Source organism: Streptomyces sp. NPDC048718 (assembly GCF_043198875.1).
Taxonomy (GTDB): domain Bacteria; phylum Actinomycetota; class Actinomycetes; order Streptomycetales; family Streptomycetaceae; genus Streptomyces.
Window position 1 is genome coordinate 450,107 of sequence record NZ_JBICVG010000003.1, and the last position, 16,825, is coordinate 466,931.

General features: G+C 71.4%; 14 protein-coding genes. All 14 read left to right on the plus strand.

Translation table 11 applies throughout. From position 1 onward, the window contains the following. Window position 1: 1 nt before the first annotated feature. The 14 genes from ACGFRB_RS07665 (at window position 2) to ACGFRB_RS07730 (ending at window position 16,568) form a co-directional block, all read left to right on the plus strand. Entirely contained in the window at window positions 2-2,014 is a 2,013-nt protein-coding gene (locus tag ACGFRB_RS07665; RefSeq protein WP_393240303.1) for a peptidoglycan D,D-transpeptidase FtsI family protein, read from the plus strand. Between the two features lie 16 nt (window positions 2,015-2,030). Further along, entirely contained in the window at window positions 2,031-3,752 is a 1,722-nt protein-coding gene (locus ACGFRB_RS07670) for a UDP-N-acetylmuramoyl-L-alanyl-D-glutamate--2,6-diaminopimelate ligase (protein ID WP_393240306.1), read from the plus strand. Between the two features lie 4 nt (window positions 3,753-3,756). Next, the gene (gene murF / locus ACGFRB_RS07675) at window positions 3,757-5,187 is read left to right on the plus strand and encodes a UDP-N-acetylmuramoyl-tripeptide--D-alanyl-D-alanine ligase (RefSeq protein ID WP_363012482.1); all 1,431 of its coding nucleotides are present in this window, start codon (window positions 3,757-3,759) and stop codon (window positions 5,185-5,187) included. Further along, the gene (gene mraY, locus ACGFRB_RS07680) at window positions 5,184-6,254 is read left to right on the plus strand and encodes a phospho-N-acetylmuramoyl-pentapeptide-transferase (RefSeq protein WP_361228382.1); all 1,071 of its coding nucleotides are present in this window, start codon (window positions 5,184-5,186) and stop codon (window positions 6,252-6,254) included. Before murF ends, mraY begins: the two co-directional genes overlap by 4 nt. Continuing rightward, window positions 6,236-7,675 carry a UDP-N-acetylmuramoyl-L-alanine--D-glutamate ligase gene (murD, locus tag ACGFRB_RS07685; RefSeq protein WP_393240311.1) on the plus strand — a complete coding sequence of 480 codons (1,440 nt, stop codon included), beginning with the start codon at window positions 6,236-6,238 and terminating at the stop codon, window positions 7,673-7,675. The genes mraY and murD overlap by 19 nt, the downstream gene beginning before the upstream one ends. Window positions 7,676-7,733: 58 nt before the next feature. After that, on the plus strand, window positions 7,734-9,083 hold the full coding sequence (gene ftsW / locus ACGFRB_RS07690) for a putative lipid II flippase FtsW (RefSeq protein ID WP_393240314.1): 1,350 nt from the start codon (window positions 7,734-7,736) through the stop codon (window positions 9,081-9,083). 6 nt (window positions 9,084-9,089) lie between these two features. Further along, a complete protein-coding gene (gene murG / locus ACGFRB_RS07695) occupies window positions 9,090-10,184 on the plus strand; it encodes an undecaprenyldiphospho-muramoylpentapeptide beta-N-acetylglucosaminyltransferase (protein ID WP_363012485.1) in 1,095 nt (364 codons plus the stop codon). A 100-nt stretch (window positions 10,185-10,284) separates the two neighbouring features. Next, the gene (locus tag ACGFRB_RS07700; RefSeq protein WP_393240317.1) at window positions 10,285-11,082 is read left to right on the plus strand and encodes a cell division protein FtsQ/DivIB; all 798 of its coding nucleotides are present in this window, start codon (window positions 10,285-10,287) and stop codon (window positions 11,080-11,082) included. Between the two features lie 280 nt (window positions 11,083-11,362). Further along, window positions 11,363-12,580: a cell division protein FtsZ gene (gene ftsZ, locus ACGFRB_RS07705; protein ID WP_363012487.1), complete on the plus strand. Its 1,218-nt coding sequence runs from the start codon at window positions 11,363-11,365 to the stop codon at window positions 12,578-12,580. Further along, complete coding sequence (gene pgeF, locus ACGFRB_RS07710) at window positions 12,577-13,323, plus strand: peptidoglycan editing factor PgeF (protein WP_393240320.1); 747 nt, start codon at window positions 12,577-12,579, stop codon at window positions 13,321-13,323. Before ftsZ ends, pgeF begins: the two co-directional genes overlap by 4 nt. Before the next feature lie 132 nt (window positions 13,324-13,455). Then, window positions 13,456-14,175 (plus strand): YggS family pyridoxal phosphate-dependent enzyme, encoded by a 720-nt coding sequence (locus ACGFRB_RS07715; protein ID WP_363012489.1) that lies wholly within the window; start codon window positions 13,456-13,458, stop codon window positions 14,173-14,175. 135 nt (window positions 14,176-14,310) lie between these two features. Next, window positions 14,311-14,934 (plus strand): cell division protein SepF, encoded by a 624-nt coding sequence (locus ACGFRB_RS07720; protein WP_361228405.1) that lies wholly within the window; start codon window positions 14,311-14,313, stop codon window positions 14,932-14,934. Window positions 14,935-15,017: 83 nt separating this feature from the next. Further along, window positions 15,018-15,308 carry a YggT family protein gene (locus tag ACGFRB_RS07725; protein ID WP_363012491.1) on the plus strand — a complete coding sequence of 97 codons (291 nt, stop codon included), beginning with the start codon at window positions 15,018-15,020 and terminating at the stop codon, window positions 15,306-15,308. Window positions 15,309-15,374: 66 nt separating this feature from the next. After that, window positions 15,375-16,568, plus strand: coding sequence for a DivIVA domain-containing protein (locus ACGFRB_RS07730; protein ID WP_393240324.1), 1,194 nt, complete (start codon window positions 15,375-15,377; stop codon window positions 16,566-16,568). Window positions 16,569-16,825: the final 257 nt, after the last annotated feature.

The following is a 16,825-nucleotide window of genomic DNA, read 5'->3' on the forward strand; positions in this document are numbered from 1 at the left end:
CGTGCCCTCCAAGGAGCCCCCGCGCCGCCGCGTTCCCGGCCCCGCGCGCCCCGCCCCCCCGCGCCGCCCCGCAGCCTCCGGCAGATCCGGTCAGGGAGCAGCGGGCTCCTCGGGCCGGCCGTCCGGCAGGTCCCCGGGCGGCTCCGGCCGGCGCCCGGCCCCGCCCCGCCGTCCCGCCGCCAAGGCGCGCACCATCCGGCTCGGCAGCCCCAAACCCCGCCTCCGCCTGGTCTCCTTCGGCCTGACCCTCGTCATGCTGGTCTTCGTCGTCCGGCTGCTCCAGGTCCAGGCCGTGGACGCGAGCGCGTACGCCGCCAAGGCCGAGAAGCACCGCTATCTGGAGTACACGCTCCCCGCCGACCGCGGCGAGATCACCGACCGGGCCGGGATCGCGCTGGCCGCCAGCGTCGACGCGTACGACATCACCGCCGACCCCAAGCTCTTCACACCCGAGGACGCCAAGGTCAAGGACGCCCCCGAGCAGGCCGCCGCGCTCCTCGCGCCGGTGCTGGGCAAGGAGCCCGCCGAACTCGCGGCCAAACTCCGTACCCCCAAGTCCCGCTACACCGTCCTCGCCCGCAAGCAGACCCCGCAGGTCTGGAACCAGATCAAGGACCTGAAGAAGGTCTACGAGCAGAAGGCCGCGCCCGCCAACGGCGGCAACGGCGTCAACCTGCTCGGCGGGGTCCTCAGTGAGCCGGTCACCAAGCGCGTGTACCCCAACCGCGAACTCGCCGCCGGGATACTGGGATACGTCAACGCCGAGGGCCACGGCGCCGGCGGCGTGGAGACCATGCTCGACAAGGAGCTGTCCGGCAAGGACGGCAAGATCCGCTTCGCCCAGTCCGGCGGCCGCCGGGTGCCCACCATCGGCTCCCAGGGCACCCCGGCCGTGCCCGGCTCCGACATCGAGCTGACCATCGACCGGGACATCCAGTGGGCGGCCCAGCAGGCCATCACCGACCAGGTGCGCGAATCCCGGGCCGACCGGGGCTACGTCGTCGTCCAGGACACCCGGACCGGCGAGATCCTGGCCCTGGCCAACTCGCCCGGCTTCGACCCCAATGACCTGACCGCGGCCAACTCCACCGCCATGGGCAACGCCGCCCTCCAGGACGCCTACGAGCCCGGCTCCACCAGCAAGGTGATGTCCATCGCCGCCGTCCTGGAAGAGGGGGCGGCCACCCCCGACACCCATGTCACCGTGCCCAACCGGCTGCACCGGGGCGACCGGCTGTTCCACGACGACATCGACCACCCCACCTGGTACCTGACCCTCAACGGCGTCCTGGCGAAGTCCAGCAACATCGGCACCATCCTCGCCACCGGCCGGCTCGGCAAGACGCAGCCCGAGTCCAACAAGGTCCTCTACGACTACCTGCGCGAGTTCGGCGTCGGCCGGCCCACCGGGCTCGGCTACCCGGGCGAGACCCCCGGCATCCTCGCCAAGCCGCAGGACTGGTCGACCTCGCAGCAGTACACGATCCCCTTCGGCCAGGGCCTGTCCCTCAACGCCGTCCAGGCCGCCTCCGTCTACTCGACCATCGCCAACGGCGGGACGCGCATCGAACCCACCCTGGTCCGCGGCACCAAGGGCCCCGATGGCCGCTTCACACCGGCGCCCGCGCCGGAGCGCAACCGGGTCGTCAGCGAGAAGACCGCCACCACCCTTTCCCGGATGCTGGAGTCGGTCGTCGACGACCGGGAGGGCACCGGCACCAAGGCCGCCATCCCCGGCTACCGGGTCGCCGGCAAGACCGGAACCGCCAACCGGGTGGACCCCGAACTCGGCCGCTACAAGGGCTACACCGCCTCCTTCGCCGGTTTCGCCCCCGCCGACAAGCCCCGCGTCACCGTCTACTGCGCCATCCAGAACCCCACCAAGGGCAGCTACTTCGGCGGCCAGATCTGCGGCCCCATCTTCAAGAAGGTCATGGAGTTCTCGCTCAAGACCCTCCACGTTCCGCCGACCGGCAGCCGGCCCGCCCGGCTCCCGGTCCTGTTCACGCCGTGACACTCCGGGAGCACCAGTGACAACGATCACCCCCCCTTTCGGGAACCAGGAAGGGCACCCCGGCGGCGCCACGGACCGATTTAGCCCCCCGGCGGGTCAGCCCGGTACGCTCACCGCCGTGTCACACGCCGATCAGCACCGAACCACCCCGCCCCGCCCGGAGCGGCAGCGCCCCACACCCCTGGGCGACCTCGCCGCACGACTGGGCACCGAGCCTCCCGCCGCCAAAGGCGGCATCGAGGTGTCGGGCATCACGCACGACTCGCGGGCCGTCCGCCCCGGCGACCTGTACGCGGCCCTCCCCGGGGCCCGCGCGCACGGCGCCGACTTCGTCGCCCAGGCCGCCGGCCTCGGCGCCGCGGCCGTTCTGACCGACCCGGCGGGCGCCGAGCGCGCCGCCGCGACCGGTCTGCCCGTCCTCGTCACCGAGGACCCGCGCGGCGTGATGGGCGACCTCGCCGCCGAGATCTACGGCCGGCCCGGCGCGGACCTCCTCCAGATCGGCATCACCGGAACCTCCGGCAAGACCACCACCGCCTACCTCGTCGAGGGCGGACTGCGCGGCGCGGGCAAGGCCACCGGCCTGGTCGGCACCGTCGAGATGCGCATCGGCGACGAGCGCATCAAGTCCGAGCGCACCACCCCCGAGGCCACCGACCTCCAGGCCCTGTTCGCGGTGATGCGCGAACGCGGCACCGAGGCCGTCGCCATGGAGGTCTCCAGTCACGCCCTCGTGCTCGGCCGGGTCGACGGCTGCGTCTTCGACGTCGCCGTCTTCAACAACCTGAGCCCGGAGCACATGGAGTTCCACTCCGACATGGAGGACTACTTCCAGGCCAAGGCGCGGCTGTTCACCCCGGAGCGCAGCCGGGTCGGCGTGGTCAACCTCGACGACGCCTACGGCCGCCGGCTCACCGCCGAGGCGACCGTCCCGGTCGTCACCTTCTCCGCCGAGGGCAGCCCGGAAGCCGACTGGCGCGCCGAGGACGTCGTCAGCGGCATGGCCGACTCCACCTTCACGGCCGTCGGCCCGGAAGGGGTACGGATCGAGGCCACCGCCCCGCTGCCCGGCCCGTTCAACGTGGCCAACACCCTCGCCGCGATCGCCACCCTCGCCACCGCCGGCATCGACCCGAAGACGGCCGCCGACGGCGTCGCCGCCGTCCCCGGTGTGCCCGGCCGCCTGGAGAAGGTCGACGCCGGCCAGCCGTTCCTCGCCGTCGTCGACTACGCGCACAAGACCGACGCCGTCGAGTCCGTGCTGCGCTCGCTGCGCGAGGTCACCCCCGGCCGGCTGCACATCGTCATCGGCTGCGGCGGCGACCGCGACACCACCAAACGCGCCCCGATGGGCGCGGCGGCGGCCCGGCTCGCCGACACCGCCGTCCTCACCTCGGACAACCCGCGCTCCGAGGACCCCCTCGCCATCCTCACCGCGATGCTCACCGGCGCCGCCGCCGTCCCCGCCGCCGAACGCGGCGAGGTCCTCGTCGACGCCGACCGCGCCGCCGCCATCGCCGCGGCCGTCGCCCGGGCCGAGCCCGGCGACACCGTCCTGGTCGCGGGCAAGGGACACGAGCAGGGCCAGGAAGTCGCCGGGGCCGTCCGCCCCTTCGACGACCGTCAGGTCCTGCGCGAGGCGATCGAACGCCGGCCGAGCCGGCCCGACGCCCCACGTGCTCCCGGTGCCCCCGGCACCCAGGACGACGCTCACCGTCACCAGAACAGTCAGGGATGAAGCAGTGATCGCCCTCTCCCTCGCCGAGATCGCGGAAGTCGTCGGCGGGCAGCCGCACGACATACCGGATCCGGCCCGCCAGGTCACCGGCCCGGTCGTCATCGACTCCCGGGAGGTGAAGCCCGGCAGTCTCTTCGCCGCCTTCGCGGGTGAGCGGGTCGACGGCCACGACTACGCCGAGCGCGCTGTCGAGGCGGGCGCGGTGGCCGTACTCGCCACCCGCCCCGTCGGCGTGCCCGCCCTCGTCGTCGAGGACGTCCAGACCGCGCTCGGGGCCCTCGCCCGGTTCGTCGTCGAACGCCTCGGCACCGATGTCGTCGCCCTCACCGGCTCGGCCGGCAAGACCTCCACCAAGGACCTGATCGCCCAGGTCCTCCAGCACCACGCGCCCACCGTGTGGACGCCGGGCTCCCTCAACAACGAGATCGGTCTGCCGCTGACCGCGCTCACGGCCACCGCCGAGACCCGTCACCTCGTCCTGGAGATGGGCGCGCGGGGCATCGGGCACATCCGTTATCTGACGGGGCTGACCCCGCCGCGGATCGGTCTCGTGCTGAACGTGGGCAGCGCCCACATCGGCGAGTTCGGCGGCCGTGAGCAGATCGCCCTGGCCAAGGGCGAGCTGGTCGAGTCCCTGCCGGCGGCCGAGGACGGCGGCGTCGCCGTCCTCAACGCCGACGACCCGCTCGTCCGCGCCATGGCCTCCCGTACCCAGGCGAAGGTCGTCCTGTTCGGCGAAGCGGACGAAGCGGCCATCAGGGCCGAGAACGTCCGTCTCACCGCCACCGGACAGCCCGCTTTCCGGCTTCACACACCCACCGGGTGCAGCGACGTGACGCTGCGCCTGTACGGTGAGCACCACGTGTCGAACGCGCTCGCCGCGGCAGCCGTAGCCCATGAGCTCGGTATGTCCGCCGTGGAGATCGCCACCGCGCTTTCCGAGGCAGGCACCCTGTCGCGCTGGCGCATGGAGGTCACCGAGCGTCCGGACGGCGTGACGATCGTCAACGACGCCTACAACGCGAACCCCGAGTCCATGCGAGCCGCCCTGCGGGCGCTCGCGGCCATGGGCAGGTCTGGACAGGCCGAGGGATCCCGTACGTGGGCGGTGCTCGGCCCGATGGCCGAACTCGGTGACGAGGCGCTCGCCGAGCACGACGCGGTCGGACGGCTCGCCGTCCGGCTCAACGTCAGCAAGCTCGTCGCGGTCGGGGGCAGGGAAGCGTCCTGGCTGCAACTGGGCGCCTATAACGAGGGTTCGTGGGGTGAGGAGTCGGTGCACGTGTCCGACGCGCAGGCGGCGATCGACCTGCTGCGCAGTGAGCTGCGGCCGGGGGACATCGTCCTGGTGAAGGCATCCAGGTCGGTGGGTCTGGAGCGGGTCGCCCTGGCACTGCTCGAGAACACCGGCGAGGGCGAGGTCGCCGGCCGATGAGGCAGATCCTCTTCGCGGGGGCCATCGGGCTCTTCCTGACCCTGATCGGCACCCCGCTGCTCATCAAGCTGCTCGCCCGCAAGGGATACGGCCAGTTCATCCGCGACGACGGCCCGCGCGGCCACGCCGGGAAGAAGGGCACGCCCACCATGGGCGGCATCTCCTTCATCCTGGCCACCCTCATCGCGTACGCCCTGGCCAAGGTCATCACCGGCGAGGACCCCACCTACTCGGGTGTCCTGGTGCTGTTCCTGATGGCCGGTATGGGTCTGGTCGGCTTCCTCGACGACTACATCAAGATCGTCAAGCAGCGTTCGCTGGGTCTGCGGGCCAAGGCGAAGATGGCCGGACAGCTGATCGTCGGCATCGCGTTCGCCGTGCTGTCGCTCCAGTTCGCCGATCTGCGCGGCAACACCCCGGCGTCCATGAAGCTGTCCTTCATCACGGACTTCGGCTGGTCGATCGGCCCGGTCCTGTTCGTGGTCTGGGCGCTCTTCATGATCCTGGCCATGTCCAACGGCGTGAACCTGACGGACGGTCTGGACGGCCTGGCCACCGGCGCGTCGGTGATGGTCTTCGGCGCCTACACCTTCATCGGTCTGTGGCAGTTCCAGGAGTCGTGCGCCAACGCCATGACCCTGACCAACCCGAACGCCTGCTTCGAGGTCCGCGATCCGCTCGACCTCGCGGTCGTCGCCTCCGCCCTGATGGGCGCCTGCTTCGGCTTCCTGTGGTGGAACACCTCGCCCGCCAAGATCTTCATGGGCGACACCGGTTCGCTGGCCCTCGGCGGCGCGCTCGCGGGTCTCGCGATCTGCTCGCGCACCGAGCTGCTGATCGCCGTCCTCGGCGGCCTCTTCGTGATGATCACCATGTCCGTGGTCATCCAGGTCGGCTCCTTCAAGATGACCCGCAAGCGGGTCTTCCGGATGGCGCCACTCCAGCACCACTTCGAACTCAAGGGCTGGTCGGAAGTCCTGGTCGTCGTACGGTTCTGGATCATCCAGGGCATGTGCGTCATCGTCGGCCTGGGCATCTTCTACGCGGGATGGGCATCCGAAAAGTGAGCGAACAGCCGGACTGGCAGGGCAAGCGGGTCACCGTCGCGGGGCTGGGCGTGAGCGGCGTTCCCGCCGCCCGTGCCCTGCGCGCCCGGGGCGCGGTCGTCACGGTCGTCAACGACGGCGACGACGAGCGCTCCCGGGCCCAGGCGGCCGAGCTGGAGGCGGCCGGGATCACCGTCCGCCTCGGCGACGGCGCGACCCTGCCGGCCGGCACCGAGCTTGTCGTCACCGCCCCCGGCTGGCAGCCCGACAAGCCCCTGTTCCGGGCCGCCGCCGAGGCGGGCGTGGAGATCTGGGGCGACGTCGAACTGGCCTGGCGGCTGCGGGGCCCGGACGCGGCCCCGTGGCTGGCGGTCACCGGCACCAACGGCAAGACCACGACCGTACGGATGCTCGCCTCGATCCTCGAAGCGGCCGGTCTCAAGACCGCCGCCGTCGGGAACATCGGCGTCTCCCTCCTCGACGCCGTCCTCGGCGACGAGAAATACGACGTGCTCGCGGTGGAGCTCTCCAGCTACCAGCTGCACTGGGCGCCCTCGCTGCGCGCCCACTCGGGCGCCGTGCTCAACCTGGCGCCCGACCACCTCGACTGGCACGGCTCGATGGAGGCGTACGCCGCCGACAAGGGCCGGATCTACGAGGGCAACACGGTCGCCTGCGTCTACAACGTGGCCGACCGGGCCACCGAGGACCTGGTGCGCGAGGCGGACGTCGAGGAGGGCTGCCGGGCCATCGGCTTCACCCTCTCCGCTCCCGGCCCCTCGGAGCTCGGCGTCGTCGAGGGCATCCTCGTCGACCGCGCCTTCGTCGCGGACCGGCAGAAGAACGCCCAGGAGCTCGCCGAGGTCGCCGACGTCCAGCCGCCGGCCCCGCACAACATCGCCAACGCGCTCGCCGCGGCCGCCCTCGCCCGCGCCTTCGGCGTGGCGCCGCAGGCCGTACGGGACGGACTGCGGGCCTTTCGGCCCGACCCGCACCGCATCGAGCTGGTCGAGGAGATCGAGGGCGTGGCCTACGTCGACGACTCCAAGGCCACCAACACCCACGCCGCGGAAGCCTCGTTGGCGTCCTACGACCCGATCGTCTGGATCGCCGGCGGCCTCGCCAAGGGCGCGTCCTTCGACGAACTCGTCCAGGCGTCGGCGAAGCGGCTGCGTGCGGTCGTACTGATGGGCAAGGAGCGCGGACTGATCCGCGAAGCCCTGGCGCGACACGCCCCCGAGGTCCCGGTCGTCGACCTCGACCGGACCGACACTGGGGCGATGTCCGCGGCCGTCCAGGAGGCGGCGGCGCTCGCCCGGCCGGGGGACACGGTCCTGCTGGCCCCGGCCTGTGCCTCGATGGACATGTTCGCCAATTACAACAAGCGCGGCGAGGCGTTCGCGGACGCCGTCCGCTCGCTCGCCGCGACCGGGCGCGCCTGACCTGACCAGTGACAAGGTCCCGGCCGCGGGTCGGGCACGACTGGAGGGGGCAGCGACCATGCCGAGCAGAACCGCCGGGCCGCGCAAGGCCGCCGCGAAACGCGGCGGCCCCGCTCCCGCGCCGCCGCGGCCGGCCCGCCGCACGCGCGGCGGCCGGGGCGGGGTGCGCGGGCTCCGTGAGCGGGGCATGCGGGCCTGGGACCGGCCGCTCACCGCGTATTACGTGATCATCGGTGCGGGACTGCTCATCACCACGCTCGGCCTGGTGATGGTCTATTCCGCCTCGATGATCACCGCGCTCCGCTACGACCTGGCGCCCTCGTACTTCTTCCGCAAACAGTTCTTCGCGGCGCTGCTCGGCGCGGGACTGCTCCTGGTGGCCTCCCGGATGCCGGTGAAGCTGCACCGGGCGCTCGCGTACCCGATCCTGGTCGGCGCCATCTTCCTGATGGTGCTGGTCCAGGTGCCGGGGATAGGCGTCGCGGTCGGCGGCAACCAGAACTGGATCTCGCTCGGCGGCCCGTTCATGCTCCAGCCCAGCGAGTTCGGCAAGCTGGCGCTGATCCTGTGGGGGGCCGATCTGCTGGCCCGCAAACAGGACATGAAGCTGCTCGTCCAGTGGAAACACATGCTGGTGCCGCTGGTCCCGGGCACCTTCCTGCTGCTCGGCCTGATCATGCTGGGCGGCGACATGGGCACCGCCATCATCCTCACGGCCATCTTGTTCGGCCTGCTGTGGACGGCCGGCGCGCCCACCCGGCTGTTCGTCGGGGTGCTCGCCGTCGCCAGTGCCATCGGCGCCCTGCTGATCAAGACCAGCCCCCACCGGATGGAACGCTTCCAGTGCCTCGGCGCCAGCGACCCGGGCGGCGCGGGCGACCCCTGCTGGCAGGCCGCGCACGGGATCTACGCGCTGGCCTCCGGCGGATGGTTCGGATCCGGGCTTGGTGCGAGTGTGGAAAAATGGGGTCAACTCCCCGAAGCGCACACCGACTTCATCTTCGCCGTCACCGGGGAGGAACTGGGCCTGGCGGGGACGCTGTCGGTACTCGCCCTGTTCGCGGCTCTAGGCTATGCGGGTATCCGCGTGGCCGGAGGTACGGAGGACCCCTTCGTCAGGTATGCCGCGGGAGGCGTGACCACCTGGATCACGGCGCAGGCCGTGATCAATGTCGGTGCGGTGCTCGGTCTGCTGCCGATCGCCGGAGTCCCCCTCCCGCTGTTCTCCTACGGGGGGTCGGCCCTGCTGCCGACCATGTTCGCCGTCGGGCTGCTGATCGCGTTCGCGCGTCAGGAACCCGCCGCGAAAGCGGCCCTGGCCATCCGCCCCCACTGGGGCGAGCGGGCCGGGGGGAGATGGAAGTCGATGCGACGGCGCGTCAAGAAGCGTCCGTCCGGAGAGCGGTGAATTTCGGTGCATGTCGTCCTCGCCGGCGGAGGTACCGCCGGCCACATCGAGCCCGCGCTAGCCCTCGCGGATGCCCTGCGCAGGCGTGACCCCTCGGTGGGGATCACGGCGCTGGGTACGGAGCGCGGCCTGGAGACCCGGCTGGTGCCCGAGCGGGGCTACGAGCTGGCGCTCATCCCGGCCGTGCCGCTGCCGCGCAAGCCGACGCCCGAACTGCTCACCGTCCCCGGGCGGCTGCGCGGCACCATCAAGGCCGCCGAGCAGGTCCTGGAGCGCACCCAGGCGGACTGCGTGGTCGGCTTCGGCGGCTACGTGGCCCTGCCGGGCTATCTGGCCGCCAAGCGGCTCGGGGTGCCGATCGTGGTCCACGAGGCCAACGCCCGGCCCGGTCTGGCCAACAAGATCGGCTCCCGGTTCGCCGCCGGTGTCGCCGTGGCCACCCCGGACTCCAAGCTGCGCGACGCCCGTTACATCGGCATCCCGCTGCGCTACACCATCGCGACCCTCGACCGGGCCCGGGTCCGCCCGGAGGCGCGTGCCGCGTTCGGTCTCGACCCGAACCTGCCGACGCTGCTGGTCTCCGGCGGCTCGCAGGGCGCCCGCCGCCTCAACGAGGTGATCCAGCAGGTCGCTCCGGTGCTCCAGCGCTCGGGCATCCAGATCCTGCACGCGGTCGGCCCGAAGAACGAGGTGCCGCGTGTCGACAACATGCCCGGAATGCCGCCGTACGTGCCGGTACCGTACGTGGACCGGATGGACCTCGCGTACGCCGCGGCCGACATGATGCTCTGCCGCGCGGGCGCGATGACCGTCGCCGAGCTCTCCGCCGTCGGACTGCCGGCCGCCTATGTCCCGCTGCCGATCGGCAACGGCGAACAGCGGCTCAACGCCCAGCCGGTGGTCAAGGCGGGCGGTGGACTCCTCGTCGACGACGCGGAACTGACGCCGCAGTGGGTGCAGGGCAATGTCCTGCCCGTACTGGCCGATCCGCACCGGCTGTACGAGATGTCCCGCTCCGCCGCCGAGTTCGGCCGCCGGGACGCCGACGAGCTGCTGGTCGGCATGGTGTACGAGGCGATCGCCGCCCGCCGCCAGGCGTAACGGCGCACGGATCGAAGGGGCGTGCGGCTGTCGGAGATTCTTTCGACGGCCGCATCGGCACCCCGGCGGCGGCAGGGGCGCGACGAGCGAGGGAGAAGCTGTGGCGGCTGGAACCGCGACCGGCGGGAAACGGCGCCCCGGCGCGTCCGAAAGGCCGTCAGGGCGGCCCTCCGGGCCGGGTGTCCGGGGTTTTCGGCGCCCCGGCCCGCGCGCGCTCCTGATCGGCTTCGGCGCCCTGGTCCTGGTGGCCGGCGGCGTCTGGGCGCTGTACGGCTCCACCTGGCTGCGCGCGGAGAAGGTGACCACGACCGGCACGGAGGTGCTCACCCCCGGGGAGGTCGAGCGTGTCGCGGCCGTCCCGCTCGGCGCGCCGCTCGTGTCGGTCGACACGTCGGCCATCGAGACCCGGCTGCGTCAACGGCTGCCGCGGATCGACGAGGTGGAGGTCGTCCGGTCATGGCCGCACGGAATCGGTCTGAATGTGACCGAACGTCATCCGGTTCTTCTGCTGGAAAAGGGTCGAAAGTTCATCGAAGTGGACTCCGGGGGAGTGCGGTTCGCCACCGTCGCGACCCCGCCCCGCGGCGTCCCCCGGCTCGTCCTCGACGTGGCCGAGTCGCCCAGTCTGCGCCGTTTCGACGCCGACCGGCTGCTGAAGACGGCGGTAGGCGTGACGGGCGAACTCCCGGAGAAAATCGCCCAAGACGTCCGTGTCGTCCGGATTACCTCCTTCGACTCCATCACTCTGGAGCTCGGCAGGGGCCGCAGTGTCTTCTGGGGCAGCGGCGAGCACGGGCAGGTCAAGGCCCGGGTGCTCACCGCGCTCATGAAGGCGACGCCCAAAGCGGGACACTTCGACGTAAGTGCCCCCACCGCACCCGCCTCTTCGAGGAGTTGACGCTCATCGCCGCTGGCCAGCACCCTGGTTGGCCAGCGCTACGGGTGATCACATAGGGTGAAAAGAAAAACGGGAGGTTCGGCGTGTTCGTTGAACGGGCGCCACTTGTCGACTTAGTGTCCTGTTCGGAAGAGTCCAGCGAACAGAGACACTGGTAACCCTAAACTTCAACGTTAGGGTTTGGGTCGGCGTTCCGGACCGCCCCAATCGGCATCCGTCGTCGCGGCGCGCTTACCACCGCGAAGCGGCGACACGTAACTCGAGGCGAGAGGCCTTCGACGTGGCAGCACCGCAGAACTACCTCGCAGTCATCAAGGTCATCGGTGTCGGCGGCGGTGGTGTCAATGCCATCAACCGAATGATCGAGGTCGGCCTCAAGGGCGTCGAGTTCATCGCCATCAACACCGACGCTCAGGCGCTGTTGATGAGCGACGCCGACGTGAAGCTCGACGTCGGCCGTGAACTCACCCGCGGTCTCGGGGCCGGGGCCAACCCGGCGGTCGGCCGCAAGGCGGCAGAGGACCACCGTGAGGAGATCGAGGAGGTCCTCAAGGGGGCCGACATGGTCTTCGTCACCGCAGGCGAGGGCGGCGGTACCGGCACCGGCGGCGCCCCCGTCGTCGCCAACATCGCGCGCTCGCTCGGCGCCCTGACGATCGGTGTGGTCACCCGCCCGTTCACCTTCGAGGGCCGCCGTCGCGCCAACCAGGCGGAGGACGGCATCGCCGAGCTCCGCGAAGAGGTCGACACCCTCATCGTCATCCCGAACGACCGGCTGCTGTCCATCTCGGACCGCCAGGTGTCCGTGCTCGACGCCTTCAAGTCGGCCGACCAGGTGCTCCTCAGCGGCGTCCAGGGCATCACCGACCTCATCACCACCCCGGGTCTGATCAACCTCGACTTCGCCGACGTCAAGTCGGTCATGTCCGAGGCCGGTTCGGCCCTGATGGGCATCGGCTCCGCCCGCGGCGACGACCGCGCGGTGGCCGCCGCGGAGATGGCGATCTCCTCGCCGCTCCTGGAGGCGTCCATCGACGGCGCCCGCGGTGTGCTGCTCTCCATCTCCGGCGGCAGCGACCTCGGTCTCTTCGAGATCAACGAGGCCGCCCAGCTGGTGAGCGAGGCCGCCCACCCCGAGGCGAACATCATCTTCGGCGCCGTCATCGACGACGCCCTCGGCGACGAGGTCCGGGTCACCGTCATCGCGGCCGGCTTCGACGGCGGCCAGCCGCCGGCCCGCCGGGACAACATCATCGGCTCGGCCTCCAGCAAGCGCGAGGAGCCCGCCCCGGCCCCCCGCGCCTCCGAGCCGGCCCGCCCGCTGGGCGGCCTCGGCACGGTGACCCCGCGCGAGGAGCCCACCCCGGTCCAGTCAGAGCCGGTGCGCCAGGCGAGCGAGAGCACGCTGCCGCCCGTCGCCCCGCCGGTGGTCCCGCCGGCCCGTCCGTACCCGGACACCTCGGCCGAAGAGCTGGATGTCCCGGACTTCTTGAAGTGATAGGGCAGCGTTACGACACGAGCGGCGCCCACTTCGCCTTCACCGACCGGTGGGGCGGGGTGAGCGCCGTTCCGTACGAGGAGCTCAACCTCGGCGGTGCCGTCGGCGACGACCCGGACACGGTCCGGGCCAACCGCGCGCGGGCCGCCGGGGAGCTGGGCCTGGACCCGGCGCGGGTCGTCTGGATGAACCAGGTGCACGGCGCCGACGTCGCCGAGGTCGAAGGACCCTGGCCGACGGGGCATGAGATTCCGTGCGTGGACGCCCTCGTGACGTCCCGTCCGGGCCTCGCGCTCGCCGTCCTCACCGCCGACTGCGTTCCCGTCCTCCTCGCCGACCCGGTCGCCGGGGTGGTCGCCGCGGCCCACGCCGGACGCCCCGGCATGGTCGCCGGGGTGGTCCCCGCCGCCGTCGAGGCGATGCGGAAGCGGGGCGCCGATCCCGCCCGGATCGTCGCCCGCACCGGGCCCGCGGTCTGCGGCCGTTGCTACGAGGTGCCCGAGGCGATGCGCGCCGAGGTCGCCGCCGTGGAACCGGCCGCGTACGCGGAGACCTCCTGGGGCACCCCGGCCGTCGACGTGGCCGCCGGAGTCCGCGCCCAGCTGGAGCGGCTCGGCGTACGGGACATCGCGGACGCCGGGGTGTGCACCCTGGAGTCCCGCGACCACTACTCGTACCGCCGCGACCGCACCACGGGGCGACTCGCGGGATATGTCTGGCTGGACCCGAAGTCTCCTCACTGAACGGGATCCGGCGCCCCCGCGGGCACCGTCCGCGGGGGAAGCACTCCCCGACGCACCGCATCCCCGCAGATCCCTTCTCCGGACCCCTTCTCCCGGAGGACCCCACCCCGAACCCCCCGCAGGAATGAGCTGATGACGGACCGCAAGGCGGAACTCGCCGCGAATCTCGCCCGGGTCGAGGAGCGCATCGCCGCCGCGTGCGCCGCCGCCGGGCGCGCGCGGGAGGAGGTGACCCTCGTCGTGGTCACCAAGACCTACCCCGCGAGCGATGTGCGATTCCTGTACGAACTCGGGGTGCGGCAGGTGGCCGAGAACCGGGACCAGGACGCGGCGCCGAAGGCCGCGGCGTGCGCGGACCTCGACCTCGACTGGCATTTCGTGGGTCAGTTGCAGACCAATAAGGTCCGCTCGGTGGTGGGTTATGCCGACATGGTGCAGTCCGTCGACCGTTTGAAGCTGGTTTCCGCTCTGTCCGCGGCCGCCGTGAAGGCGGAGCGCGAACTGGGCTGTCTGATCCAGGTCGCCCTCGACGCCGAGGCCGGCGGGCGGGGCGACCGGGGTGGGGTGAGCCCCGACGGGATCGAGGAGTTGGCCGCCGCGGTGGACGCCGCGCCCGGACTGCGGCTCGGTGGACTGATGACCGTCGCACCGCTGGCCGGCCCGTACGCGGGCCGGCAACGGGCCGCCTTCGAGCGGCTCATGGATTTGTCGACCGCGCTGCGCGCGACCCGCCCGGCTGCGAACATGGTGTCAGCGGGGATGAGCGGGGACCTCGAAGAGGCCGTGGCGGCCGGTGCGACACATGTGCGCGTCGGTACTGCGGTGCTCGGAGTCCGTCCGAAGCTCGGGTAACGTCGCGAAGAGTCGGACCACAGCAGAAAATATGGTCAATCCGCCGAGGGGCGGGTGGACTCGTGGATCGCGGGCACTTGGTGGCACTGCGACATTCGGTTAGGCGATCCACCACAGAGCGGAGGATGCGGAGATATGGCCGGCGCGATGCGCAAGATGGCGGTCTACCTCGGCCTCGTGGAGGACGATGGTTACGACGGCCGGGGGTTCGACCCCGACGACGACTTCGAACCCGAGTTGGAGCCGGAGCCCGAGCGCGACCGGCGCCACCACCAGCCGCCGCGGCAGGTGGAACGGGAGGAGCCGGCGCGCGTGGTGACGCCGCCCGCCCCCCGTGAGCCGGTGTCCCGTTCTGTACCGGTAACGGCAGAGAGCGTGCGCCCGGCCCGAATTGCCCCCGTGGCATCCATCACACCCGAACGTCCGAGCCTGGAGAAGAACGCGCCGGTGATCATGCCCAAGGTCGTGTCCGAGCGGGAGCCTTACCGCATCACCACTCTGCACCCGCGGACCTACAACGAGGCCCGTACCATCGGGGAACACTTCCGTGAGGGCACTCCGGTGATCATGAACCTCACGGAGATGGACGATACGGATGCGAAGCGACTTGTCGACTTCGCCGCCGGACTCGTCTTCGGTCTCCATGGCAGCATTGAGCGCGTGACGCAGAAGGTGTTCCTGTTGTCGCCTGCTAACGTCGATGTCACGGCGGAGGACAAGGCCCGTATCGCAGAGGGCGGATTCTTCAACCAGAGCTGAGAGCACGAGACCGAGAACGGCCGGCCGCGACACCGCGGCCGGACAAGTGAGAGCACGAAAGTCAGGGGAGAGGGAACCGCGGGATGGGCGTTGCGCTACAGGTGGTCTACATCGCGCTGATGTGCTTCCTGGTCCTCCTGATCCTCCGACTGGTCATGGACTACGTCTTCCAGTTCGCCCGTTCCTGGCGACCCGGCAAGGCGATGGTGGTCGTTCTGGAGGCCACCTACACCGTCACCGATCCACCGCTCAAGCTTCTTCGGCGGCTCATCCCGCCGTTGCGTCTCGGGGGCGTGGCACTCGACCTGTCCTTCTTCGTTCTAATGATCATCGTTTTCATCCTGATTCGCGTCGTTGAGGGTTTCGCGCGGTGAGAATGGGGTGAATGTGGACGATACGGTCTTGCCGACTGCCGACGACTACGTAGAGGTGAAGAAGAGATGCCGCTGACTCCTGAGGACGTGCGGAACAAGCAGTTCACGACCGTCCGCCTTCGAGAAGGCTATGACGAGGACGAGGTGGATGCCTTCCTCGACGAGGTCGAAGCCGAACTGACCAAACTGCTCCGCGAGAACGAGGACCTGCGCGCCAAGCTGGCCGCCGCCACGCGTGCCGCCGCGCAGAGTCAGCAGCAGCAGAGTATGCGCAAGCCTCCCGAGCAGCCGGAGCGTCCCGGCCCCGGCGGACCCGGGGCTCCCGTTCCTGCCGCCATATCGGGCCCGCCGGTACAGCAGCAGCCGCAGATGGGCCCGCCGCAGCTGCCGTCCGGTGCTCCGCAGCTTCCCCCCGGCCCTGGCCAGATGCAGGGTGGTCAGATGGGCCCCGGCCCTGGCCAGATGCAGGGCGGCCAGATGCAGGGCGGCCAGATGCAGGGTGGTCAGATGGGCCCCGGCCCCGGCCAGATGCAGGGCGGCCCCATGGGCCCCGGCCACGGCCAGATGCAGGGCGGCCAGATGCAGGGTGGTCAGATGGGCCCCGGCCCCGGCCAGATGCAGGGCGGCCCCATGGGCCACCCGCAGCAGCAGCCGCCGATGCCGCCGCAGGCCCAGGGTCCGGGTGGCGACAGCGCCGCGCGTGTCCTGTCGCTGGCTCAGCAGACCGCCGACCAGGCGATCGCGGAGGCCCGTTCCGAGGCCAACAAGATCGTCGGCGAGGCCCGTTCGCGCGCCGAGGGCCTGGAGCGGGACGCCCGCGCCAAGGCCGACGCGCTGGAGCGGGACGCGCAGGAGAAGCACCGCGTCGCGATGGGCTCCCTGGAGTCCGCCCGCGCCACCCTGGAGCGCAAGGTCGAGGACCTGCGGGGCTTCGAGCGTGAGTACCGGACCCGCCTGAAGTCGTACCTCGAGTCCCAGCTGCGTCAGCTGGAGACCCAGGCCGACGACTCGCTGGCCCCGCCGCGCAGCCCGGCGGCCCCCTCGCTGCCGCCGTCGCCCTCCATGGCTCCGGCGGGCGCGGGAGCGCCGTCCTACGGCGGCAATAACGCGATGGCCGGCGGCCCGTCGTACGGCGGACAGCAGCAGATGTCCCCGGCGATGACCCAGCCGATGGCACCGGTGCGGCCGCAGGCGCCGCAGCCGATGCAGCAGGCGCCGGCGCCGATGCGTGGGTTCCTGATCGACGAGGACGACAACTGAGGGCGGGGGAGCCGCGCGTGAGCGCGTAGCCGTCGGCGGCAGTCGTTGAAGGACCGGTCCCTTTGGGGGCCGGTCCTTCGGCGTGTTCGGGGTGTGGGGCGGGGCGCTGCGCTGTGCGGGCGGGCGGGGCGGGGGTGTGGGGGCGCGTTCGGGGTTGCGGGGTGGTGCGCTGGGGTTCGTGGTGGGTGCGCGGGGGCCGGTCCGGGGGGGGGGGGGGGGGGTGGAAGTTTTTATGGGCGGGGCCCGCGCCAGGGGCG